The following is a 24,561-nucleotide window of genomic DNA, read 5'->3' on the forward strand; positions in this document are numbered from 1 at the left end:
AATGCAAAATAAAATAGATAAAATCACAGATATTTTAAGAAGAGATGATGGCATAAGCGGTGCTATGCATTATAGTGAGCAAATTAGCTGGATATTGTTTTTGAAATTTTTGGATGATTATGAGACAAATTTAAAAGATCTAGCCTTTTTAGATGGTAAAGATTATAAAAGCATTTTAGAAGAAAAATTTAGCTGGAGTGTTTGGGCAGCACCAAAAAAAGATGGCAAACTCGATGTAAAAAATGCTTTAAGTGGTAAGGATTTGCTTGATTTTGTAAATAATGAATTGTTTGTTTGTCTTAAAAATTTTAAAAGTAATGATGATTTTAAAAGTATAGAATACAAAATAGGTGGAATTTTTGAATTTATAGACAATCGCATCGCAAACGGCCATACCTTAAGAGAAGTGATAAATATAGTCGATGAGATGAGTTTTAACAAAGAAGATGATGTTTTTGCTTTGGGTGAAGTTTATGAAAAGCTTTTAAAAGATATGGGGAGTGATGGTGGAAATAGTGGAGAATTTTATACTCCGCGTCCTTTGATAAAAGCTATGGTAGAGGTTATAAACCCTAAAGCAAAAGAAAGAATTTATGATCCTTCTTGTGGGAGTTGTGGCTTTTTAGTGGAGAGTTTTTTGCATATTTTATATGAAGATAGAGTTAAAGGAAAAAAGGCAAATTTGAGCGTAGAAGAGCTTGAATTTTTAAAAAATGATGCACTTTTTGGACAAGAAAAAACTCCGCTTAGCTATGCAATGGGCGTTATGAATATGATACTTCATGAAATTTCAAGCCCAAATATCATAAAAACAAATACTTTAAGTAAAAAAATCACAGATATAACAGAAAGCCAAAGATATGAAGTAATACTTGCAAATCCACCTTTTGGTGGCAAAGAAAAAGAGCAAATTCAAGAGAATTTTCCTATAAAGTCAAATGCTACTGAACTTTTATTTTTACAGCATATTTTAAAATCTTTAAAAAACAATGGAAGATGTGCTATAGTAGTGCCTGAAGGTGTGCTTTTTCAAAATTCAAATGCCTTTGTGAGTGTAAAAAAAGATTTATTAGATGATTTTAATTTAGAGTGCGTTTTGAGTTTGCCAAGCGGGGTATTTTTGCCTTATAGTGCGGTTAAGACTAATGTGCTTTTTTTCTCTAAAGGTAAAAAGTGCATTTGTGAAGGCGATGGAGTGTATTATTATGAGCTTATACCGCCTTTTAAACTTACTAAAAATAAGCCTTTAGAATATGCACATTTTAAAGAATTTCTAAAATGCTATAAAGAAAGAAAAATCACGCCAAATTCTTATATAGTAAGCTTAGAAGAATTAAAAAATAGAAACTATGATCTAAGCGCTAAAAATCCAAACGCAAAAGAAGAAAAAGCCTTGCGTGAAGTGGAAGAAATTTTAGATGATTTAAAACAAAATCAAGAAAAAGCCAAAGAGCTTTTAGAAAAAATTCAAAAAACTCTTGTTTAAGGCATCAAAAGTATATCTACTAAATCATTTTCTTTTATATCATCATTTACTATCATAAGTGCAGCTTTGTTGTTTAGGTTGTTTATGATGGCACTTGAGCCTTCTTTTTTGCCTTTTAAATTTGCATAAATTTTTCCATCTTTAAATTCTATATTGCAAGCTACAAATTCTAAATGTTGGCTTTTTTTCTTATAATCAGTATTTAAAAATGCTTTAAATACATAGTCTTTTTCTTGTAAAAGCCAAGCATTTAGCAATTCTCTTACATAAAGATTAAACATCACCATAGCTGAATATGGAAAACCTGGCAAAGCAAAGATAAATTTTTCTTCACATTTAGCTATTTTTATGTGTTTGCCAGGTTTGATATTTACTTTATCTATGATGATTTGATAATCTTTTATAGCTTGTTTTAAAAAGTCAAAATCACCCATAGAAACTCCGCCTGTGGTTATTAAAATATCGCAAGAATTTAGTGCTTGTTTTAAAGTTGAATTTGTTTTTTCTTTATCATCCTTTAAAAGTGGAAAAATTCTAACATCACAATTTAATTTTTTTGCCATATTTGCTATGGCTACATGATTTGAGGAGCGGATTTGAGCAAGATTGTCTAAGCTTTCTCCAAGATCTTTTATCTCACTACCGCTGCTTAAAACTCCTATTATAGGTTTTATAAATACACTTATATGAAAATATCCAAGCTCTGCTAAAAGTGCTATCTCGCTATAATTTATTTTAGTGCCTTTTTTTAGTAAAATTTCACCTTTTTTATAGCTTTCTCCTATTTTTCTTACAGCAAAGCCTTTATTAACTTTTTCTTTTATAATTAAAGTATTTTCTTTTACTTCTATTTTTTCTATAGGTATTAAAGTATCACTTCCTTCACTCATCAATGAACCCGTAAAGGTTTTAACACATTCTTTATCTTTTAAATTAAAACTAGGAAAAATTCCTGCTGGTACTTCTCCTATGATCTTTAAATTCTCATCTTGATCTTTAAATTTTATAGCATATCCATCCATAGCTGAAGTTGGAATTTCAGGATAATCTTTTAAAGCTATGATATCTGTTGCTAAAATTCTATCTAAGCACTCTGTTAGCGCTATTTTTTCTATCTTTTCATAAGAATTTATAGCTTGTTTTAAACTTTTTAAACTATCTTCATAAGATTGCATTTTAATCCTTTAAAATTCCTGCGCCTTTAAGTTTTAAAGAACGCTCTTTTGCATAAATTTTTTCTCCATTTATAATATCATATTTCCATATAGGAGCACTAGCTTTAAAATCTTCTACAAAATCATTTATAAGTTTTAAGCCTAGCTTTCTTTGTTTGCTTAAAACTCCGGCAAAATAAGAACTCTCATGCACCTTAACTTCGCCAATAGAATGAGCAAACATTAAAGTTATATTATCATTTTTTACTTTTTCACACCATTTTTCAAACCAATTTTTAAGCAAAGGTTCGTATATATCAAAACTTAGAGCACTTATGTTATCTTCAGCTCTTACTATGCCACAAAATGTTATTAAAGCTCCACAATTTTGATTTTTGGAAAATTCATACCATTTTGTATAAATTTGATTTATATCTAAAGCTCCATTATATAATTGAAACATTTATTAACCTCCACATACTGGAGGAAGTAAGCAAATTTTATCTCCATCTTTAAAACTTGCATTTTCATCAAACAACATTTCATCATTTAAAGATATGGCACAAAGTTCTAGCCATTCTTTTAGACTTTTATCTTTTTGTAAAATTTCTTTTAATTGTTTTAAATTTTTTACATCAAGTTCTATACTATCTTTATTTATTGGCCCTAAAAATTCTACTTTTATCATATTTTTCCTTTAATTTTCTATTTTTAAAATTCCCATCATTCCTAAGTCTTCATGTTCTAATATATGACAATGAAACATTCTTATACCTGTGAAATTTTGAACCATTTTTAATTTTATTATTTCTTTTGGTTTTATATTTATTGTATCTTGCAAAGCTTTAAAATTAGGTTTAATGGTTTTATTATTTATTGTAGAAGATATTAATTCAAATTGTGTTCCATGTATATGAAAATTATGATCCATATGAGAATCATTTATTATAGTCCATTCTTCTATTTCTCCAATTTTTGATATTAAATCTATTCTATGCATGTCAAATACATTTCCATTTATCAAAAACATTGAAGCTAAATTTTGTTTTATTTCTTCTGAAGTTTTTTTACTTATGTTGTGCATTTTCATATGATCTTCGCTAAAAATTATTTTTTTAAAACTAGTAGCTTTATCTAATGAATTTATTGTTCTTAATTTTTCTGGTATATTGTTTATAGTTTCTTCTATTTTTATATTTGCTAAAAATATATTTTTAGGTTTTTCTTTTACCATCATTTTATCTCTATTATAATATAAACTTTCTAGCTTGAATTCACCTTTGTTAGCTTTTATTATTACTTCGACTCTTGAAGCAGGCGCTAAAAATAAATTTTGCATTTTTACAGGTTTTTCTATTAATCCACCATCTGTTCCAACCAATATAAATTCTGCATCTTTTATATGTAAATTTAAATATCTAGCTGAACATGAATTATATATTCTTATTCTTTGTTCTTGATTTATTGTTATTTTTGGTTTAAATTGTCCATTTATTAATACAAATTCACCTTCTCTTCCGTTTAGCCAATCAAATAAATTATTATCAGGAATTTGTGCATTTTCATCAAGTCTTAAATCGCTAATCATCCAATCTTGTTCTTTTAAATGAGATAATGCATCTTGTTTTGCTTTTACTACAAATACACCCGCTAATCCTTTATAAACTTGTTTTGATGTTATATAATGAGGGTGAGGATGATACCAATATGTTCCAGCAGAACCTTCTTTTATTTTAAATTTATAAATTCTTTCTTGTTTTGGCATTATTGGATCATGAGGATTTCCATCTTGTTCTGGTGGTATATCAAGTCCATGCCAGTGTATAGTTGTTGGTTCATTTAAATTATTTTTAACTAAAATTTCTACAGTATCTCCTTCATAAACTTCTATTTTCGGACCAGGGGTTAATCCATTGTAAGTAAAAAATTTTGTTTTTTTACCTTTTATAATCTCTATCTCACTTTCTTTAATTTCTATAATTGATTTAAAAAAACCTCTTTTTTTACTTTTGTTTTCTAATAATTTTAGTTTTTGTAATTTTTCATTTTTTGGAAAATATTTTTCTTGTAATAATTTTATATTAGGATTTTCTAAATTTATAAAAGAAGTGTTTATATTATTAAAGTTATTTATATTATTCATTTTGTGATTTGAATGATCTTTCATTGCATATAAGCTAGTAATACTAGCTAGACTTAACATATTTAGTTTTAAAAACATTCTTCTGTCCATTTCAACTCCTAAATTATGATAAAATTTATTGTTTTATAAATAATATAAAAATATATTTAACATTTTTGATAAAAAATATTTTTTAAGGAAAAAAATGCAAATTAAAAATCATTTAAATGAGAATTTTACTACACCTGCTTATGTTATAGAAGAAGATAAATTAAGAAAAAATTGCGAACTTTTAGTTAAAGTAGGTGAAAAAAGTGGTGCAAAAATTTTACTGGCATTAAAAGGTTTTGCTTTTTCAGGAACTATGGGTATAGTTGGTGAGTATTTATCAGGATGCACTTGTAGTGGCCTTTGGGAAGCAAAATTTGCAAAAGAATTTATGGATAAAGAAATCCACACTTTCTCTCCTGCTTTTAAAGATAATGAAATAGATGAGATTATAAAGCTTTCAAATCATTTAGTATTTAATTCTTTTAATCAATTTAGAAGATATAAAGAAAAAGCAAAAATAAAAAGTATAGGATTGCGTGTAAATCCTGAAATTTCTATAGCTCCAAAAGAAATTTATAATCCTTGTGGAAGATATTCAAGACTTGGTATAAAAATAGATGATTTTAAAAATGAAGATTTAGGTAATGTAGATGGTTTGCATTTTCATGCTTTATGTGAAGAAAGTGCTGATTCTTTAGAGCTTGTTTTAAATGCTTTTGAATCTAAATTTGCAAAATATATAAAAAAAATGAAATGGGTAAATTTTGGCGGTGGTCATCATATAACTAAGCAAGGTTATGATGTAGAAAAACTTATAAATCTTTGTAAGAATTTTTCTGATAAATATGGAGTGCAAGTATATCTTGAACCAGGGGAAGCTGTTGGATGGCAATGTGGTACTTTAGTAGCAAGTGTAGTAGATATAATAAAAAATGAAAAAGATATAGCTATTTTAGATACTTCAAGTGAAGCTCATATGCCAGATACTATAATAATGCCTTATACTAGTGAAATTTTAGATGCAAAAATTTTATCAAATCGTAATGGTGAAAAATATAATGAGTTATTAAAAGATGAATTTGCATATTTACTTGGTGGCAATACTTGTTTAGCAGGAGATATAATGGGGGAATATGCTTTCAAAGATAAGCTTAAAATAGGTCAAAAGATAGTATTTTTAGATCAGGCTCATTATTCTATAGTAAAAAATACTACTTTTAATGGCATAAAGCTTCCAAATTTAATGCTTTTAACTAAAGAAAATAAACTTGTTATGGTTAGAGAATTTTCTTATGAAGATTATTCAAAAAGAAACTAAAAACAAGTTTAATTTAATGTTTTTGTAAAAATTTATTTTTTTTAAATAAAACTTTTTTTAGAATAAAAACCAAAACTAAAAATAAATAAAATTACAATGCTCTTTTTTATAAAAATACGCCTTGTAAAATTTTAGGAGATGATTGATGTATAAGGTTTTGCTGGCTTTTTTTACCTGTTTAAATTTTTTGTTAGCTGAAGAAGCTTTTGCTCCAAAAAATACACAAATTTGGGACGAGCAACGCGTGTTGAATATAACTCATTATGAGAATTTTGGTGCTTTATGGACAAAACTTCAAGGTGAGTATATAGCAAGTGCAGTATTTGTGATACTTCTTGTGGTGATATCAGCATTTGCTTTACATTATATGGTTATAGGGCCGAAGAAATTTTCTCACGATGGAAAGAAAATTTATGCTTTTTCTTTGTTTGAAAGATTGTTTCATTTTGTCGCTGCTATATCTTGGATCATTCTTGTGCCAACAGGTTTGGTTATGATTTTTGGATCTTATTTTGGAGGTGGATTTTTTGTAAGAATGTGTAAAAATTTACACGGCATTGCTACGATTTTATTTATCATTTCTATCATTCCTATGCTTGTGTGTTGGATTAAAAGAATGCTTCCTGCAAGCTATGATCTAAAATGGATGATGATGGTTGGTGGCTATTTAAGCAAAGAAAAAAAGCCCGTTCCAGCAGGTAAATTTAATTTTGGACAAAAATCATGGTATTATATAGCAGTTTTTGGTGGTTTTATGATGATAACCACTGGTGCTTTTATGTTTTTTTTAGATTTTAATTCTTCATCTTTACAATCAATTTTTGGAATTTCTCATATAGATATTTTAAGAATTTCAGCAATCATCCATAATATTTTAGGAATTTTATGCGCGGTATTTTTTGCTATACATATTTATATGGCTGTATTTGCGATTAAAGGTAGCATACATTCTATGATCAATGGTTATAAAGAGGAAGAAGAAGTTTATATTTTACATCATTATTGGTATAAAGAATTAAGCGAAAAAAAACAAATCAATCCTACTTTTACTAGTGATTTTGAAGTAAAAAACAATCTTTAAAATAACATATAATTTAAGGAAATACATTATGATTGAAGATATAGATCTTTCTCGTAAATACTTTTATGAATTTTTTTCCAAGGTTTTTAATTTTATAGATGAAAATGAATTTAATATCTGGCATAAGCAACTTTTAATTTTAGCTAAAAGTCCATTAGATGAGAGTTTGGTAAGTGATTTTAACAAACTATGTGAATGCGATTTTACTCAACTTAAAGCCGAACAAAATGCTGTGTTTTTTGATTTTTCTTATGTTAATGTTCCTATAAGTGCTTCTTTTTATGATGAAGGAAGAGATGATGGCAAAATGAAACTACAAGCTTGTGAAATTATAAGAAAAAGTAAATTTAGAAAAAAAGAAGAATGCAGACAAAGCGAGGATGAATTTGGATTTTTATTTGCTTTTATGGCTAGTGTTATAGAATATGATTTAAAAATAGCTCAGCAGTTGTTTCGCTTTGTGATTAATCCTGTGATCGATGAATTCATACAAAAATTACAAATTCATAAAAATTCTAATCTTTATATTTGTATAGCAAATATTATGAAAGTTTTTTTTGCAAATGAAAGAGCTTATCTTGAAATTCAAGCTCCTATTAAAAAAGAAGGCAAAAGTATTGCTGATGAGGCATTAGCGCGCTTGCCATACGAACCACGACTTCCTACTAAATTTAGTAAAATTAATATCGAAGAGCTTAGTAAGCTTTGATTTTTTATGTATTTTGGTAACAAAATACATATTATCGATTAATCTTTTTTAAGAAAACAAAAATTAAATAAAACCTTAAGTGAAAATATGCAAAAGTTATGATGTTTGGTGTGTAAAAGCTTTGTATATAAAGTTTTTGCAGTTATTCTTGACTTTTTTTAAAGGAGAGTATATGGAGACTAATCAAAGAAGAGATTTTTTAAAAAAATCTTTGAAGATTGGTGCTTTAGGTGTGGTAGCTGGTGCAAGTGTAAATGCTTTAGCTAAGGATGATTATCAAGAGCAAAATACCGTAGTTTTGGGAAAAAGCACTAAAAAAGAAGTGCTTTATAAAAAAACTATGCACTGGGAAAAATACTACAAAATAGCGTATTAATTTCAAAGAAAGGAAAAACATGGCATTAGCAAGAAGAAATTTTCTTAAGCTTGCTGGTATTGCTGGTCTTGGAAGCGCTGCATTTGGTAGTGAAAATAAAGCTATTAGAAATGCTAGTGAAGAAGAGATTGCCAATCCTTATCCAGATTCTAAGATTGTTAGAACAATTTGTAGTATCTGTAGTGCAGGCTGTGGAATCAAAGCAGAAGTGCAAGATGGTGTTTGGGTGCGTCAAGAAAATGCTATAGAGCATCCTATTTCTCAAGGATCTCATTGCTGTAAGGGGATAGATCAAATCGATCTTACAAAATCTAAACAGCGTATTAAATATCCTATGAAAAAAGAAAATGGCAAGTGGGTTCGTTTAACTTGGGAACAAGCTATCGATGAAATTGGCGATAAAATGCTTCAAATACGCAAAGAAAATGGACCAGATAGTGTGATGTTTTTAGGCTCTGCTAAATTTAATAATCAACAAGCTTATTATTTTAGGAAATTTGCAGCCTTTTGGGGAACAAACAATATAGATCACGTTGCTAGAATTTGACACAGCGCAACAGTCGCCGGTGTGGCGAATACATGGGGTTATGGCGCTATGACAAATCATTTTGGTGATGTAACAAAACATTCAAAAATGATGATTATTTTTGGAGCAAATACTGCTGTAGCTAATCCTATTGGATTTAAACATTTATTACAAGCAAAAGATCGTAATAATGCAAAATTAGTTGTTGTAGATCCTGTTTTTACAAAAACTGCTGTGCATGCAGATGAGTATGTAAGAATTCGTCCAGGAACTGATATAGCGTTAGTTTATGGTATGCTTCATTTGATATTTAAAAATGGTTGGGAAGATAAAGAAATCATCAAAACTAGAACTTATGGAGTAGAAGAAATCAAAGCAGAGGCTGCTAAATGGACTCCTGAAGTTGTAGAAGATGTTACAGGTGTTAGTGCTGCTCAACTTGAAAAAATCACAAGAATGCTAGCAACAATTAAACCAGCAACTTTGTTTTGGGCTTTGGGTATTACTCAGCATTCAGTAGGTAGTTCAAATACAAGAATTTTAGCGATTTTACAACTTGTTTTGGGAAATATTGGCAAACCAGGTGCAGGAACAAATATCATTAGAGGTCATGATAATGTTCAAGGTGCTACTGATATGGGTTGTTTGGCTGATACTTTGCCAGCATATTATGGATTAAAAGATGATGCATGGGATCATTTTGCTAATTTTTGGAATGTAGATAGAGAATATTTAAATTCAAGATTTTATTCCAAAGAATGGATGCATGAGAAAGGATTTTCACTAGCAAAATGGTGGCAAGGTGTATTGCATGAGGAAAAAACTTATTCTAACTCACCTATTAGAGTTCTTTGGGTTCAAGGAACGGGTATTACTTCTATGGCACATACTGTAAAAATTCAAGAAGCACTTAAAAAACTTGATATGATAGTAATTGCTGAACCTTTTGTTAATGAAGTAGCGGTTTTAGCTGATCGTCCTGATGGAATTTATATCATTCCAGCATGTACTCAATTTGAAACCGAAGGCTATGTTACAGCTACAAATCGTGCTATGCAGTGGCGTTCTCAAGTGGTAAAACCAATTTATGAAAGCAAAGAAGATCAAGAGATTATGTTTGCTTTTGCTAAAAAATTTGGTTTTTATAAAGAATACACTCGCGGTATGAAAATGCAATTAAAAGATCATAAGCTTGTGCAGATAAAAGATGATGCAGATGATACTTTCATATGGCCTGATGATGCTACAAGAGAGATGAGTAATGGGCTTTTAAGTATAGGATTAAGAGGAATTTCAGCTCAGAGATTAAGAAAACATCAGCAAAATTGGGAGCATTTTGATCCTGATACTCAAAGAGGCTTAGGCGGTGATGTTAAGGGTGAATATTATGGGTTACCATGGCCTTGTTGGGATGAAAAACACCCAGGGACTTCTATCATGTGGAATACAGATATTCCTTATGAAGAAGGTGGTATGGGCTTTAGAAATCGTTTTGGTTTAGAACACGATGGACATTCTCAATTAGCAGATGAAAGCTTTACTCCAAAAGGTTGTAAAGTAAAAGGTGGTTATCCACAAATTACTAAAGCAAATATAGAACAAGTTTTTAATATCAAGCTTAGTGATAAAGAAAAAGAATTAATGGGTGCTAGTTGGAGCACTGATATTTCAGGTATTATCCTTGAAAAATGTAGAGAAAAAAGCGCTTGTTGTTTAGGTAATGCTAGAGCTAGGATGAAAGTTTGGGAATTTGCTGATCCTATTCCTTTACATAGAGAACCTATACATTCACCGCGTTGGGATTTGGTGAAAAAATATCCTACTTGGGGTGATCAAGAGAAAAACTTTAGGGTAGAAAGTAAATTTATTAGCGAACAGCAAAAAACAGATTGGAGTAAAGAATTTCCAACTATTATTTCAAGTATGCGTTTAGTAAATTTAAGTGGAGCAGGTATGCTTGAAAGAACGAGCAAATATCTTGCGGCTATTACTCCTGAAATGTTTGCAAATGTTCATCCAGAGCTTGCTTTAAAATATGGCATTAATGATGGAGATATGATGTGGATTCATTCTCCACAAGGCACAAAAATCAAAGTAAAATGTGTTCATAATCAATCAGTTACTCCAGATAGAATTTGCTTGCCTTATAATTTTGCAGGTATTATGCAAGGGGTGGATTTAAGTTATAATTATCCAGAAGGAACTAAACCTTATACCATAGGTGAAAGTTCAAATACTGTGACAAATTATGGTTTTGATATTAACACGCAAATTTCTGAATTTAACGCAGGACTTTGCAGACTTGAGAAAGCTTAAAAGGATAAGTCATGGCTAGAATGAAATTTTATGTAGATAATAATCGTTGTATTTCTTGCTTTGCTTGTCAAGTGGCTTGCTCAAGTGCTCATGAAGTTCCAGTTGGGATAAACAGAAGAAAAGTGATCACTTTAAATGAGGGTATTGAAGGAAAAGAATTTTCTACAACCCTTGCTTGTCAGCATTGCACTGACGCACCATGTGCGCAAGTGTGTCCTGTGAAATGCTTTTATATCAGAGCTGATGGTATAGTTTTGCATGATAAAAAAACTTGTATAGGTTGTGGGTATTGTCTTTATGCATGTCCTTTTGGAGCTCCACAATTTCCAAGAGATGGCGCTTTTGGTATCAAAGGAGAAATGGATAAATGCACCATGTGTGCAGGTGGTCCTGAGCCTACTAATTCTTACGAAGAAAGAGAACTTTATGGGCAAAATCGTATCGCAGAAGGTAAAGTGCCTATGTGTGCAGCAGTTTGTTCTACTAATGCACTTTTGGTTGGTGATGCAGCTGAGGTAAGTGCGATGTATAGAAAAAGAGTTATGCTAAAAGGACAAAATTTAGGACTTGATGCAAAATAAATTTAAAAGAGCACTTTTAGTGCTCTTTGATTTAAGGTTAGTAAATGAAAAAACTTATGGAAGAAATTCAAAATAATCTTGATAAAGATAACAAGCTTCCTTGTGTCAAAGCTTTACAGATACTAAAAAAATACTCAAAACAAGATTTTGCAAATGCTATTTTAGAACTTAATATTAAAATTTCAGATTGTGAGCTTGGGCAGTTTGGATCTTTAGAAAAAACTTTTGCTAAAAGTGAAATTTTTGAAATTTTAGAGCCATTATTAGATCAAAAAAATCGTATAGAGTGTAAGTATGCTTTAGAAAAAACTAAAAATTTTGATATGAAAGAAGTGAGAGCTACTTTAAAAGATTATAAAATTGATATTAAATATTGTGAATTAGGATGTTTTAAAGAAAAAAAAGGTAAAAAATTTAATGTAAAAAGTAAAATTTGGATTGAAAATCCTGATGGAAAATTGCTTTTTGGAAAAGGCAAAACAGATATTTTAGAACTTATTGGAGAACATGGGAGTATCGCTAAAGCTGCTAAAATTTTGGGTATTAGCTATAAAAAAGCTTGGCTTTATATACAAGATTTGCAAGTAAATATGAAAGAAGAATTGATTGTTGCAAAAAAAGGAAGAGGGGAAGAATCAGGAAGTAAATTAACCCCAAGAGCCTATGAATTGATTAAAAATTATAAAATTTTACAACAAGATGTAGAAGAATTTACAAATAAGCGTTTTAAAGAATTATTTTTCAAAAAAAATGAAAAAAATAAATAAAGTTAATTTCCTTACAAGTTATAAGACTATATCATTATCTTTACTTTAGTTAAAAGGATAAATATGAAGATTGATTGTAGAGATTTAGCTTGTCCGCGTCCTGTTATAGAAACTAAAAAAGCATTAGAAGAACTTTCCAAAGATGAGAATTTGCAAATTCTTTTAAATTCACAAACTTCTAAAGAAAATGTTATGCGTTTTTTAAAATCTTTAAATATAGAATTTGAAACTAAAGATATAGAAGATGAAAGTATAATAAGCATCAAAAATAAAATGCCGTTGCAAGAAAATCAATACAACAATGATGAATTTAATGTTTTGTTTTTAAAAAGTGATAAAGTCGGAGAAGGAGAGCTTGGCCAAAATTTAATGGTGGGTTTTTTAAAGACTTTAAAAGATTTAGATAATTTTCCTAAAAAAATTTTATGTGTTAATAATAGTGTTTTGATTAATACTGATTCTTCTCATATAGCTTTTGAAGCTATGAAAGAATTAGAACATATGGGAGTAGAAATTTATAGTTGTGGAGCGTGCTTAGAGTATTTTGGTAAAACTCAAGAATTAAAAATAGGCAAAATAGGTAATGCTTATGAAATTTTAAATGAATTATTTGGAAAGGCTAAAATTATTTCTTTATGATTTATAAGAATCAAAAACTAACTCAATATGTTAAAGCTGCGGGTTGAGCTGCCAAATTAGACCCGTTGGGTCTTGACAAAATTCTTGGTATTTTAAAACCTCATGCAAACATTCTTAGTGGTATTGTTAATAACGAAGATGCAAGCGTATATAAGCTAAATGAAGATTTAGCTTTAGTTCAGACTTTAGATTTTATAACTCCTATAGTAGATAGTGCTTATCATTTTGGTGCTATAGCAGCAGCTAATGCACTAAGTGATGTATTTGCTATGGGTGCTGATGTGATTAGTGCTTTAAATATAGTAGGTTTTGATAAGTGTCATTTTGATGATGAAGTTTTATTAGAAGTTTTGCAAGGAGCTAGGGATAAGGTTGAAGAAGCTGGAGGCGTTATAGTAGGTGGTCATACTATACAAACTAGTGAATTTATTTTTGGTTTGAGTGTAACAGGTAAAGTTCATCCTAAAAAATTTTTTGCAAATAACCATGCTAAAGAAGAAGATGTGATTTTACTTACCAAGCCTATAGGAAGTGGTATTTTAAGCACGGCTTTAAAGGCAAATTTGCTAGAGAAAAAAGATATTTTTACAATGTGCGAGCAGATGAGCTTTTTAAATCTTTACGCAAGTAATATTTTGAAAAAATTTAAAAGCTTAAGTGCTTTGAGCGATGTAACAGGATTTGGACTTTTAGGACATTTAAAAGAAATGTTAAATTCTACTATCAGCATAGAAGTTTATAAAGATGAAATTCCTTTAATGGACAAAGTGGTAGATATGGCAAATATGGGTATCATACCTCAAGGAGCTTATGATAACAAGCAAGCTTTAGATAAATATGTGATTGTAGATAAAGAAAAAGAAGATGATATTATATTATTTGATCCACAAACTTCAGGTGGGCTTTTAGCTGCTATGAGTGAAAAAGAAGCCAAAGAAGCTTTAAAAATTTTGAAAGATAATAATATTCATACTAAAATTATCGCTAAATGTGTAAAAAATACCCATAATTGTTTATTTTTAAAATAAATTATTATTTATATTCTTTTACAAATAATTATTTATGTTACTTTTTTTCCTATTTAAGCAAATTTTTAAATCAATATCTGTTAATTTATGTTTCGTTTTTTGTATTATAGAAATATATTAACTATCAAGGTGGAGGAAAAAATGATACAAAAAGCTTTACTTTTAGCAGAAGAATTGCAAAGAAAGATTGAAAACAATATTTCTCAAAATGAAAAAGAATTTCATGCAAAAATGCAAAAACTTCTCAATAATCCAAAAAACAAAGTAATGCTCATAGAACTTTTAGATCGTTCTTTTAGATGTAAAGATAAAAGTGCAAGTTTTGAACTCATAGAACACACTTTAAGTAAATATGGAATAGCAGATTTTTTTAGTGCTTTTGAAAAATTTCTACTTTTTTCGTTTTTAAATTTTGGAAAATTGGCACCAAAATTAAGTGTTCCATTTTTTGTTAAGCATTTAAGAGAAGATACAAAGGCTATGGTTTTGGATGCAAATCCTAGTGTATTAGAACCTCATATGGTAAAAAGAAAAAATGAAGACAATATCACTTTAAATGTGAATTTAATCGGGGAAGAGGTTTTAGGTGAGGCTGAGAGCTCTTATAGAATGAGAAAATATGAAGAAGCTTTGAAAACTAGCTACATTACTTATATTTCGATTAAAATTACGACTATTTTTTCACAGATTAACATTATTGATTTTGAGTATTCTAAAAATGAGATTGTTAAAAGATTGGATAAATTATATGCTCTTGCTTTAGAAGAGGAAAAAAAACAAGGTGTATCTAAATTTATAAACCTTGATATGGAAGAATTTAGAGATTTAGAATTAACCGTTGAAGCTTTTATGGAAAGTGTTGCTAAATTTGACATTAAAGCAGGTATTGTTTTACAAGCTTATCTTCCTGATTCTTATGAATATCTTAAAAAGTTATTTGCTTTTTCTAAAGAAAGAGTTTTAAAAGGCATGAAGCCTATAAAAATACGCTTTGTTAAAGGTGCTAATATGGAAAGTGAAGAAACCATAGCATCTCAAAGAGGATGGGCTTTACCTACTTTTTATAAAAAAATCGACACAGATAGTAATTATAATAAAATGTTAGATTTTGTTTTAGAAGATGATAATTATAAATACATTAATGTAGGGATTGCAAGTCATAATATTTTTGAAATTGCTTATGCTTATACACGCATAAGCGAGGCAAATGCTTTGGATAGTTTTACTTTTGAAATGTTAGAGGGTATGAGTTTGCAATGTTCTTATGAATTATCAAAAATGCACGAACTTATACTTTATGCACCAGTTTGTGATGAAGCTCATTTTAATAATGCCATTGCTTATTTAGTTAGAAGACTTGATGAAAATACAAGCGAAGATAATTTCATGAGATATTTTTTTAATCTCAAAGTTAATGACTCTAATTGGCAGGCTCAAAAAGAATTATTTATTAAATCTTTAGAAGGCATCAAAACCCTTGATAATTCCACTCATAGAACTCAAGATAGAAACAAAGAGCAAAAAGCTATAAGTTCTTATGAAAGTAAAGAATTCAAAAATGAACCAGACACTGATTTTATCTTAAAAGCAAATAGAGAATGGGCAAAAAATATTAGATCTCAATATGAAAATTTACAAAATTATGATGTTTATCCAGTTATCAAAGAAGAGATTAAAAAAGATGGCTTAAAAGTTGTAGAAGTTAAAGATAAAATTCAAAACCGCACTATAGGAAAAGCGTATTTGGCAGGCCAAGCAGAGATTAAATACGCTTTAGATGTAGCTAAGAGCTCAAATTTTAGCGATTTAAGTCATGATGAAATTTATAAAATTTTAGCAAAAACTGCTCAACTTGTGAGAGAACGCAGAGGTGATTTAATAGGTATAGCAGCATTAGAGGTAGGAAAAACATTTTTAGAAATTGATCCTGAAGTGAGCGAAGCTATAGACTTTTTAGAATTTTATCCACATTCTTTAGAAAAATTAAAAGAGCAAAATCCAAATACAACTTTTAAAGCAAAAGGAGTAGGGGTTGTTATAGCACCATGGAATTTTCCAGTAGGAATTTCAGTAGGAACCATAGCAGCACCTTTGGCAGCAGGCAATAGAGTAATTTATAAGCCATCATCTCTTTCTATGTTAACAGGTTATATGCTTTGTAAATGTTTTTGGGATGCGGGTATTCCTAAAGATGCATTGATTTTTCTACCATCTAAAGGAAGCGATATTTCAAAATATCTTTTAGTGGATGAAAGTGTTAAATTTTCAGTATTAACAGGTGGAGAAGAAACTGCTTATGCAATGCTTAAAGCAAATCCAACCTTACTTTTAAGCGCTGAAACGGGTGGAAAAAATGCAACGATAGTATCTAAATTTGCTGATCGTGATAGTGCGATTAAAAATATCATTCATTCAGCATTTTCAAATTCAGGTCAAAAATGCTCAGCTACTTCTTTGCTTGTATTAGAAGAAGAAGTATATGAGGATATAGAATTTAAAAAGACTTTAGTAGATGCAGCATCATCTATGGCTGTAGGAAATCCTTTTGTATTTAAAAATAAACTTGGGGCTTTAGCAGATAAGCCTGATGAAAAACTCACAAAAGCACTTGAGGAATTAAAACCTTATGAAAGTTGGGCTTTAAAACCAAGATTTGTTGATAATAATCCTTATCTTTTAACCCCTGGTATTAAATACGGAACCAAAAAAGGTGATTTTACTCATATGAATGAACTTTTTGCACCAATTTTGACCGTAATGAAGGCAAAAAATTTAAAAGAAGCCATTGAAATAGTAAATTCTACTGGCTATGGTTTAACAGCTGGATTTGAAAGTTTAGATGAGCGTGAGTGGGAATATTTTCATACTAATATAGAAGCTGGAAATATATATATCAATAAACCTACCACAGGTGCTATAGTTCTTAGACAACCTTTTGGAGGAGTAAAAAAATCAGCTATTGGTTTTGGTAGAAAGGTTGGAATTTATAATTATATTACTCAATTTATGGATTTAGAGCAAGAAAAAGCTGATTTAAATGTTTTAGAAAATGATTTGGTAAAAAAACTTCAATCTATACATTTGAATTTAAATGACAAAGATAAGCTTGAATTTGAAGCGGTAAAAGACATGGCAAAAAGTTATGCTTATCATGCTAAAAATGAATTTGCTTTGGCTAAAGATTATGTAAATATTAGAGGTGAGGATAATTTATTTTCTTACACTAAAGTTAAAAATATTGCCTATAAGGTGTATAAAGATGATAGTTTAAAAGATATTTTAGGAGTTATTTTAGCAGCTAGTATTTTAAATATTGATCTTATTTTAAGCTATGATGAGCATGAAAAAATTGATTTAGTCAAAGAAATTAATAAACACATTAGCACTAAAACTTTATTCCTTAAAGAAAGTAAAGAAAATTTTGTTAGCAAAATTGGTGAATATGAAAGAATTCGTTATTTTGCGCCTTTGGATAAAAATGATGAAATTTTCAAAAAAGCAGCAAGTTGTGCAAAAATTATCGCAAATACCAAACCTTTGCTTAATGGTCGTTTTGAGTTGCTTTTATACCATAATGAAAAAGCATTAAGTATATCTTTCCATCGTTATGGAAATTTGGGAATTCGTGCATTAAAATAAGAAAGGAGTATAAATGGAAGTGGTTCAAATTAATACGCAAATTGCGATAATGTTTGTCGCATATTCAGCTTTAATGCTTTTTATAGGTTTTTATTTTTATAAACAAAATAAAAATTCAGAAGATTATTTCTTAGGCGGTCGTTCTATGGGGCCTGTTGTTTCAGCGCTTAGTGCTGGAGCTTCTGATATGAGCGGATGGCTTTTGATGGGTTTACCTGGAGCTTTATATGTGAGTGGTTTAGCTGAAAGCTATATAGCTATAGGTCTTAGTATAGGAGCTTTTTTAAACTGGGCTTTTGTGGCAAAAAGACTTAGAATTTATACTAGTGTAATTGCAAATTCTATTACGATTCCTGATTATTTTGAGACTAGATTTGATGATGATAAGCATATATTAAGAGTGATTTGTGCTTTTGTTATTTTGACATTTTTTACTTTTTATGTTTCTTCAGGATTAGTTGGTGGAGCAAAACTTTTTGAAGCAACTTTTGGAATCGATTATGATTATGCTTTGACTACTGGAACGATTATTATCGTTGCTTATACTTTTTTAGGTGGATATAAGGCAGTTTGTTGGACAGATTTAATTCAAGGGCTTTTAATGATGAGTGCTTTAATCATAGTTCCTATAGTGATGATTTATCATTTAGGTGGCTTTAATGAGGCTTTAAATATAGTTAGTGAAATCAAGCCAAATGCTTTATCTATGGGAGAAGGATTAAGTTTTATAGGTATAGTTTCAGCATTATCTTGGGGGCTTGGATATTTTGGCCAACCTCATATTTTGGTGCGTTTTATGTCTATACGCTCAACTAAAGATATCCCAACTGCTACTTTTGTAGGAATTTCTTGGATGGTTATATCATTAATCGGAGCTTGCATGATAGGAATTTTGGGCATAGCTTATGTGAGTAAATTTGAATTAAGCTTGCAAGATCCTGAAAAGATTTTTATAGTGATGTCGCAGTTACTTTTTAATCCTTGGATAGCTGGAATTTTATTAAGTGCGATTTTGGCTGCTATTATGAGTACGGCTAGTTCGCAATTACTAGTTTCAAGTTCAACTATAGCTGAAGATTTTTATAAAAGAATTTTCAACAAAGAAGCTTCAAATCAAACTGTTATGACTTTAGGTAGATTTGGAGTTTTAGCAGTTGCTGTAATTGCATTTGTGATTTCAACCGATAAAAATTCAAGTGTTTTAAGTATAGTTGCTTATGCTTGGGCTGGTTTTGGTGCTAGTTTTGGATCTGTTATGTTATTTTCGCTGTTTTGGTCTAAAATGACAAGATATGGAGCGATTGCAGGTATGATTACTGGTGCTGTGGTTGTAGTTGTTTATAAAAATTTCTTAGCTACTAAGTTTGATTTTAGTCTTTATGAAATTGTACCAGGATTTGTAGCTGCTTGTATTGCTATTGTAGTAGTGAGTTTATTTACTACTGTTAGACCTGGAACCAAAGCAGCATATGAAAAAATGTTACAGCATTTGTGATTTTAAAGATAAGGTTGTTTAACCTTATCTTATATAACTTTTTTTAATATAAGATGTTATTTCTTTAGCACTTTCATCTAATACACCTTTAGCATCTCCTCCTAAAAATCCCATTTTCATTTCCGAAGAGCTTTCAAAGCTAGCTATACTAAAGCCAAAACGATTTTTTAAGATTATTTTGATTTTAGACTTTGCAGCACCTACTCCCATTGCACCTGTTGGAGCAAAATGTCTAAAAATTCTATTGCCTTCATCATAGTATTTGATATTGCATTCTATTTTTAATTCATTGCCATAAATTTGTTCTTCTTTTAAATAGTGGTTGATTTGTTTTTGTAAGTATTGTTCTTCTTTTGAATTCCCGCATTTAGCATAAGCACCTTCATATTCTTTATAGCTTGCCTTTCCTTTGATTTTTCCAATTGTAGTACTTGCACATGCAGTAAAAAGCAAACTTAAGCTTATTAGTAAGGCGAATTTTAGATATTTCATTGATAGACCTTTTTGAAAAATGGTGCTTATTATAACTAATTTTTCTGTATTTATAAAGTTTTTATATAATTGTGTTTTGGAAGGTTAGTTTATCTGGTGATGACCACTGACTTCAAATCAGATGAAAGGATAGTTGACTATTCTTTGGGGAGTTCGATTCTCTCACCTTCTCGCCAATTTTTATTAAAAAGTGGAGTTTTTTATGAATAAAGCAGATATAGTTGTAGGAATTCAATGGGGTGATGAAGGAAAAGGTAAAATAGTTGATAAATTATGTGAAAATTATGATTATGTTTGTAGAAGTGCTGGCGGACATAATGCTGGACACACTATATGGGTTAATGGCCAAAGATATGCTTTACATTTAATGCCATCAGGAGTACTTCATAATCAATGTATAAATATTATAGGCAATGGCGTGGTTGTTAATCCAGATGTTTTAATTAGCGAAATGGCTCAATTTGAAAATTTAGAAGGAAGATTATATATAAGCGATAGAGCTCATTTAAATTTAAATTACCATGCCCTTATTGATCAAGCAAGAGAAAAATTAAAAGGCGAAAAGGCTATAGGAACGACTGGTAAAGGTATAGGGCCAAGCTATGAAGATAAGATTAGTCGCACTGGACATAGAGTCGGAGAGCTTTTAGAGCCTGAAAAACTTTGTGAAAATCTAATGAAAGATTTTGAATTCAAAAAAACTTATTTTGATGCTTTAGATATCACAATGCCAAGCTATGATGAAATTTTGCAAGACTTAAAACGATTTAAAGAAATTTTAGCACCTTACATCACAGATACTACTAGAATGCTTTGGAAAGCTTTGGATGAAGATAAAAAAGTACTTTTAGAAGGTGCTCAAGGTTCTATGCTAGATATTGATCATGGAACTTATCCTTATGTGACTAGTTCAACTACGATTGCAGCAGGAGCTTTAAGTGGTTTGGGATTAAATCCAAAAGAAATAGGAAAAATTATAGGTATAGTGAAAGCTTATACAACTAGAGTTGGAAATGGTGCTTTTCCAAGTGAAGATTTAGGTGAAGATGGAGAAAAAATAGGACTTATAGGTAAAGAAATTGGTGTAAGCACAGGTAGAAAAAGAAGATGTGGTTGGTTTGATGCTGTGGCTGTAAGATATACAGCTAGATTAAATGGTTTAGATTATTTATCTTTAATGAAACTTGATGTTTTAGATGGTTTTAAAAGTGTAAAAATATGCAAAGCCTATGAATACAATGGAAAAGAAATTGATTATGTTCCATGTGATTTAGAAAATGTAAAGCCAATTTATGAAGAAATGGAAGGTTGGGATAAGGTAGCTGGCATTAGAGATTATGATTTATTACCTGAAAATGCTAAAAAATACATTAAGCGTTTAGAAGAACTTAGTGGAGTTAAAGTTGGATATATATCTACAAGCCCAGAAAGAGATGATACTATCATTTTATGAAAAGCAAATATTCTTCTGTTATAAAGCTTAGAAAACAACAACTTGATAAAGCAGAAGCAAATTTAACTAAAACTAGGCAAAAAATTCTACAATGCGAAGAAGAATTAAAAGAAGCCACAAAAACTTGTGAAAGCTTAAGTTTAGCAGATAAAGGTTCTATAGCACTTTTAAGGTCTTCTTTAAAAATGCAAGAAATAGCAAGAGATGGGAAAAGACTTATTAAGCAAAAATTGGACTTATTAAAAAAAGAATTAGCCCATAATCACCATCTTTATAAAAGAGCACATTTAGAATTTGAAAAAATGAAAGTTTTAGAAAATGAGGAATTAAAAAAAATTAAAAAAATATTACAAAAAGAAGAAGAAAAATTTATTGATGAACTTGCTATCACAAGACATTTTAACAAGGGAAAATAATGAAAAAAATTATTTTAGTATTTAGTTTATTTGCATTATATCTTCATGCTCAAGAAAATTGTGAGCAGTATTTTGAAGCAAGAAAAGCTCAAATGCAAGATCAAATTAGAGAGTATGATGAAGCAAAACAAAGTTTAGAAGCATATAGAGCATCTTTTGAAGCTCTGCAAAAAGAAAAAATGCAAGCTTTGTTACAAAAAGAAGCAGATATTAACGCAAGTTTGCAAGAAATTAAAACCTTAAAAGAGCAAAATGAGCGTATTTTAGAAGCTACTAAACAAAATCTTCAAGTAATTAATGATAAAACTATGGGTCGTATCACTGAAATTTATGCCAAAATGAAAGATGTCGCAGTAGCCGGGATACTTAGTCAAATGGATGATGAGGAAGCTTCTAAAATTTTATTATCTTTAGAGCCAAGAAAAATTTCTTCTATCATGGCAAAAATGGATCCTAAAAAGGCCTCTGATTTAACATTGCTTTTAAAAAATTTAGATCAAAATGCAAGTTCACAATAAGTTTTAAGGAGTTTTTAGCTTTTTTTAGTATTATTTCAATAAAAATAAAAAGGTGGATAAATGCGTATCAAACCAGCTCATATACCTTATATTGCAAATAAAATAATATTAGATTTGATGCATTCTTCTTTTGTAAAAATTAAAGATGATAGTCAAAAATTACTCAAGATTATTAAAGAAATTTTAGAAATTGATGTTTTAAACGAACGCAAACTTGATGAAAAAGCTAAAGAATTATTAGAAAGTCAAGAAGAAGAAATTGAATTTATGCAAATTGATAGAAAAAGTATGTTTTGGATGATAAAGAAAAAACTTGCAAGTGAATTTAAATTTATGCTCGATAAAGAAGATAGATATAACAATCTTGCACATAAAGTCTTAGAAAATTTAGTTAATGAAGATTTGATTAATTATAATGTTTCAGAAAATCGTGTTAAAAATTTGATTTTTTCAAGCATAATGACTTATTTAAAAGAGTATGAAAATTTAGAAGATTTAGTTTATGAAAAAATTTCAAATTATAAAAGAAAATTAATCCCTGGTTCTGAAGAATATGAACTAGTTTTTGAAAAATTATATCAGGAAGAACTAAGAAAAAAAGGGCTTTTATGAAAGCTTATATTTATATAGAAAATGATGTTTTTTTAACTGCTAGAGCTTTTGGTGCAAGTGGGACTTTTTTTGGGGAATTAGTTTTTAATACTTCTTTAACAGGTTATCAAGAAATTATTTCTGATCCTTCATATGCAGGACAATTTATAGTTTTTTCTATGCCTGAAATTGGCATAGTGGGTGTAAATGATGATGATAATGAAAGTAAACACATTCATGCTAGTGGGATAATTATTAGACAATTGAATGATTATTATTCTAATTTTAGAGCAAAAGAAGATTTAAATTCTTATTTAAAACACCATGGAAAAATAGGGCTTTGTGAAATAGATACTAGATTTTTAGTAAAAATAATTAGAGATAATGGAAATTTAAGAGCTGTTATATCTACTGAAATTAAAGACAAAGAAGAGCTTAAAAAAATGCTAAATTCAAGTGCTAAAATTGATGAGGTAAATTATGTAGCACAAGTGAGCACAAAAACTTCTTATAATCATAAAAAAGGTTCCTGGGATCATAGCAGCAAGACTTTTAAAAATTTAACAAAGACAGATAAAACAGTTGCTGTTATTGATTATGGTGTGAAAGAAAATATACTTAATGAGCTTGTAAGTGTTGGTTTAAAAGTACAAGTATTTCCATATAATGTAAAAGCTAAAGAATTAATAGATCTTTATGAAAAAGGATTAATTCATGGCGTGTTTTTATCTAATGGTCCAGGAGAGCCAAAAATATTAAAAGAAGAAATTGCTCAAATAAAACAACTCATCCAAGCAAAAATTCCTATGTTAGGGATTTGTTTAGGCCATCAGTTATTGAGTAATGCCTTTGGATATGAAACTTATAAGATGAAATTTGGCCAACATGGTGCAAATCATCCTGTGATTAATCTTACTAATAATACAGTTGAAATTACTGCTCAAAATCATAATTACAATGTCCCTGAGGAAATTGCAAAAGTAGCAGTTATAACTCATAGGAATTTATTTGGAGACAATGTAGAGGGTGTAAAATATAAAGAATATCCTATCATTTCTGTACAACATCATCCAGAAAGTTCCTCAGGACCACACGAAAGTAAGTATATTTTTAAAGAATTTTTAGAGCTTTTGTGAATTTAGATTTTATCGCATTAATTAGCATTGCATTTCTTTCTAGTTTTGGACATTGTTATGGAATGTGTGGAGGATTTATTTTAGCTTTTAATCAACTTGCAAAAAATATTAAATTTCCATTTTTTTTATTAATTCTTTCTTATCATTTAACAAGAGTAGTTGCTTATATTTGTTTGGGTATTTTTTTTGGATATTTTGCAAAATTATTTTCTTTTAGCGAATTTGCAAAGGCTATGATGTTGTTTTGTATTGGTATTTTTATGATAATTCTTGCTTTTGCTCTTATTTTTAGGGGAAAATTATTAGCTTTTTTTGAAAATTCTTTTATTTTTGATTGTATGATTAAAACCAATATGCAAAAACTTTTTCGACAAAAATCCATAAAAAGTTCTTTGATTTTAGGATTTTTAAATGGCTTTGTGCCTTGTGGCTTGGTTTATTTTTATATAGCTTTTGGAATGAGTTTGCAAAGCATATATTATTCTGTTTTAATAATGCTTCTTTTTGGTATAGCTACTTTACCAGGGATGATTTTTCTTGCATATTTTAGTAAAACTTTAAATGATAAATTTCAAAAGATTGGATCTTTTGTATCTTATGTATTGATGCTATGCTATGGTGTGAATTTTGCTTATACAGGCTTTATTTTAACAGCATAATTTTTGAT

Annotated in this window: 23 protein-coding genes and 1 tRNA gene; 19 read left to right on the forward strand and 5 right to left on the reverse strand. The window is 29.3% G+C overall.

The features are described 5' to 3' along the window. The first annotated feature begins 1 nt into the window (after position 1). A complete protein-coding gene (locus CVOLT_RS01715) occupies positions 2–1,486 on the forward strand; it encodes an HsdM family class I SAM-dependent methyltransferase (protein WP_039665168.1) in 1,485 nt (494 codons plus the stop codon). Here the strand turns inward: CVOLT_RS01715 and CVOLT_RS01720 are convergent. Genes CVOLT_RS01720 through CVOLT_RS01735 form a run of 4 tightly spaced genes read right to left on the reverse strand, consistent with a single transcriptional unit; the run spans position 1,483 to position 4,873 of the window. Continuing rightward, positions 1,483–2,661, reverse strand: a complete 1,179-nt coding sequence (locus tag CVOLT_RS01720) for a molybdopterin molybdotransferase MoeA (protein WP_039665169.1) — start codon at positions 2,659–2,661, stop codon at positions 1,483–1,485. The genes CVOLT_RS01715 and CVOLT_RS01720 overlap by 4 nt on opposite strands. Before the next feature lies 1 nt (position 2,662). Further along, complete coding sequence (locus CVOLT_RS01725; RefSeq protein WP_039665170.1) at positions 2,663–3,103, reverse strand: molybdopterin synthase catalytic subunit; 441 nt, start codon at positions 3,101–3,103, stop codon at positions 2,663–2,665. Positions 3,104–3,106: 3 nt separating this feature from the next. Then, entirely contained in the window at positions 3,107–3,328 is a 222-nt protein-coding gene (locus CVOLT_RS01730; protein ID WP_039665171.1) for a MoaD/ThiS family protein, read from the reverse strand. Between the two features lie 9 nt (positions 3,329–3,337). Beyond that, on the reverse strand, positions 3,338–4,873 hold the full coding sequence (locus tag CVOLT_RS01735) for a multicopper oxidase family protein (RefSeq protein ID WP_039665172.1): 1,536 nt from the start codon (positions 4,871–4,873) through the stop codon (positions 3,338–3,340). Positions 4,874–4,967: 94 nt separating this feature from the next. On the opposite strand from CVOLT_RS01735, the gene nspC reads away from it, so the two are divergent. From nspC to putP, 11 genes are all read left to right on the forward strand, one after another. Further along, positions 4,968–6,131 carry a carboxynorspermidine decarboxylase gene (nspC, locus tag CVOLT_RS01740; protein ID WP_052243150.1) on the forward strand — a complete coding sequence of 388 codons (1,164 nt, stop codon included), beginning with the start codon at positions 4,968–4,970 and terminating at the stop codon, positions 6,129–6,131. A gap of 145 nt (positions 6,132–6,276) precedes the next feature. Next, complete coding sequence (locus CVOLT_RS01745; RefSeq protein ID WP_039665173.1) at positions 6,277–7,212, forward strand: formate dehydrogenase subunit gamma; 936 nt, start codon at positions 6,277–6,279, stop codon at positions 7,210–7,212. 28 nt (positions 7,213–7,240) lie between these two features. Then, on the forward strand, positions 7,241–7,921 hold the full coding sequence (locus tag CVOLT_RS01750) for a TorD/DmsD family molecular chaperone (protein ID WP_039665174.1): 681 nt from the start codon (positions 7,241–7,243) through the stop codon (positions 7,919–7,921). A 172-nt stretch (positions 7,922–8,093) separates the two neighbouring features. Next, entirely contained in the window at positions 8,094–8,297 is a 204-nt protein-coding gene (locus CVOLT_RS01755; protein ID WP_039665175.1) for a twin-arginine translocation signal domain-containing protein, read from the forward strand. Between the two features lie 19 nt (positions 8,298–8,316). Beyond that, on the forward strand, positions 8,317–11,139 hold the full coding sequence (locus tag CVOLT_RS01765) for a formate dehydrogenase subunit alpha (protein WP_132038058.1): 2,823 nt from the start codon (positions 8,317–8,319) through the stop codon (positions 11,137–11,139). 11 nt (positions 11,140–11,150) lie between these two features. Beyond that, positions 11,151–11,720, forward strand: coding sequence for a formate dehydrogenase FDH3 subunit beta (fdh3B, locus tag CVOLT_RS01770; RefSeq protein WP_039665178.1), 570 nt, complete (start codon positions 11,151–11,153; stop codon positions 11,718–11,720). Between the two features lie 44 nt (positions 11,721–11,764). Further along, positions 11,765–12,487, forward strand: coding sequence for a ModE repressor domain protein (locus tag CVOLT_RS01775; protein ID WP_039665179.1), 723 nt, complete (start codon positions 11,765–11,767; stop codon positions 12,485–12,487). 63 nt (positions 12,488–12,550) lie between these two features. After that, complete coding sequence (gene yedF / locus CVOLT_RS01780) at positions 12,551–13,126, forward strand: sulfurtransferase-like selenium metabolism protein YedF (RefSeq protein WP_039665180.1); 576 nt, start codon at positions 12,551–12,553, stop codon at positions 13,124–13,126. Continuing rightward, on the forward strand, positions 13,123–14,154 hold the full coding sequence (gene selD / locus CVOLT_RS01785; RefSeq protein WP_084059199.1) for a selenide, water dikinase SelD: 1,032 nt from the start codon (positions 13,123–13,125) through the stop codon (positions 14,152–14,154). The genes yedF and selD overlap by 4 nt, the downstream gene beginning before the upstream one ends. A gap of 141 nt (positions 14,155–14,295) precedes the next feature. Then, positions 14,296–17,793 carry a proline dehydrogenase / 1-pyrroline-5-carboxylate dehydrogenase gene (locus CVOLT_RS01790; RefSeq protein WP_039665181.1) on the forward strand — a complete coding sequence of 1,166 codons (3,498 nt, stop codon included), beginning with the start codon at positions 14,296–14,298 and terminating at the stop codon, positions 17,791–17,793. Positions 17,794–17,806: 13 nt separating this feature from the next. Continuing rightward, complete coding sequence (gene putP / locus CVOLT_RS01795) at positions 17,807–19,288, forward strand: sodium/proline symporter PutP (protein WP_039665182.1); 1,482 nt, start codon at positions 17,807–17,809, stop codon at positions 19,286–19,288. 24 nt (positions 19,289–19,312) lie between these two features. Here putP and CVOLT_RS01800 read toward each other — a convergent pair whose 3' ends face one another. Continuing rightward, positions 19,313–19,780 (reverse strand): hypothetical protein, encoded by a 468-nt coding sequence (locus tag CVOLT_RS01800; RefSeq protein ID WP_039665183.1) that lies wholly within the window; start codon positions 19,778–19,780, stop codon positions 19,313–19,315. A gap of 78 nt (positions 19,781–19,858) precedes the next feature. Here CVOLT_RS01800 and CVOLT_RS01805 point away from each other — a divergent pair. From CVOLT_RS01805 to CVOLT_RS01835, 7 genes are all read left to right on the forward strand, one after another. Then, positions 19,859–19,956, forward strand: a tRNA-Sec gene (locus CVOLT_RS01805). A 26-nt stretch (positions 19,957–19,982) separates the two neighbouring features. Further along, entirely contained in the window at positions 19,983–21,233 is a 1,251-nt protein-coding gene (locus CVOLT_RS01810) for an adenylosuccinate synthase (RefSeq protein ID WP_039665184.1), read from the forward strand. Next, positions 21,230–21,649, forward strand: coding sequence for a flagellar FliJ family protein (locus tag CVOLT_RS01815; protein WP_039665185.1), 420 nt, complete (start codon positions 21,230–21,232; stop codon positions 21,647–21,649). The genes CVOLT_RS01810 and CVOLT_RS01815 overlap by 4 nt, the downstream gene beginning before the upstream one ends. Further along, positions 21,646–22,167, forward strand: coding sequence for a MotE family protein (locus CVOLT_RS01820; protein WP_235362416.1), 522 nt, complete (start codon positions 21,646–21,648; stop codon positions 22,165–22,167). The genes CVOLT_RS01815 and CVOLT_RS01820 overlap by 4 nt, the downstream gene beginning before the upstream one ends. Positions 22,168–22,227: 60 nt before the next feature. Beyond that, positions 22,228–22,779, forward strand: coding sequence for a DUF507 family protein (locus tag CVOLT_RS01825; protein ID WP_039665187.1), 552 nt, complete (start codon positions 22,228–22,230; stop codon positions 22,777–22,779). Beyond that, positions 22,776–23,894, forward strand: a complete 1,119-nt coding sequence (gene carA, locus CVOLT_RS01830) for a glutamine-hydrolyzing carbamoyl-phosphate synthase small subunit (protein WP_039665188.1) — start codon at positions 22,776–22,778, stop codon at positions 23,892–23,894. Before CVOLT_RS01825 ends, carA begins: the two co-directional genes overlap by 4 nt. Further along, positions 23,891–24,553 (forward strand): sulfite exporter TauE/SafE family protein, encoded by a 663-nt coding sequence (locus tag CVOLT_RS01835; protein WP_039665189.1) that lies wholly within the window; start codon positions 23,891–23,893, stop codon positions 24,551–24,553. The genes carA and CVOLT_RS01835 overlap by 4 nt, the downstream gene beginning before the upstream one ends. Positions 24,554–24,561 lie beyond the last annotated feature (8 nt).

The sequence above is a fragment of the Campylobacter volucris genome, assembly GCF_008245045.1.
Taxonomy (GTDB): Bacteria; Campylobacterota; Campylobacteria; order Campylobacterales; family Campylobacteraceae; genus Campylobacter_D; species Campylobacter_D volucris.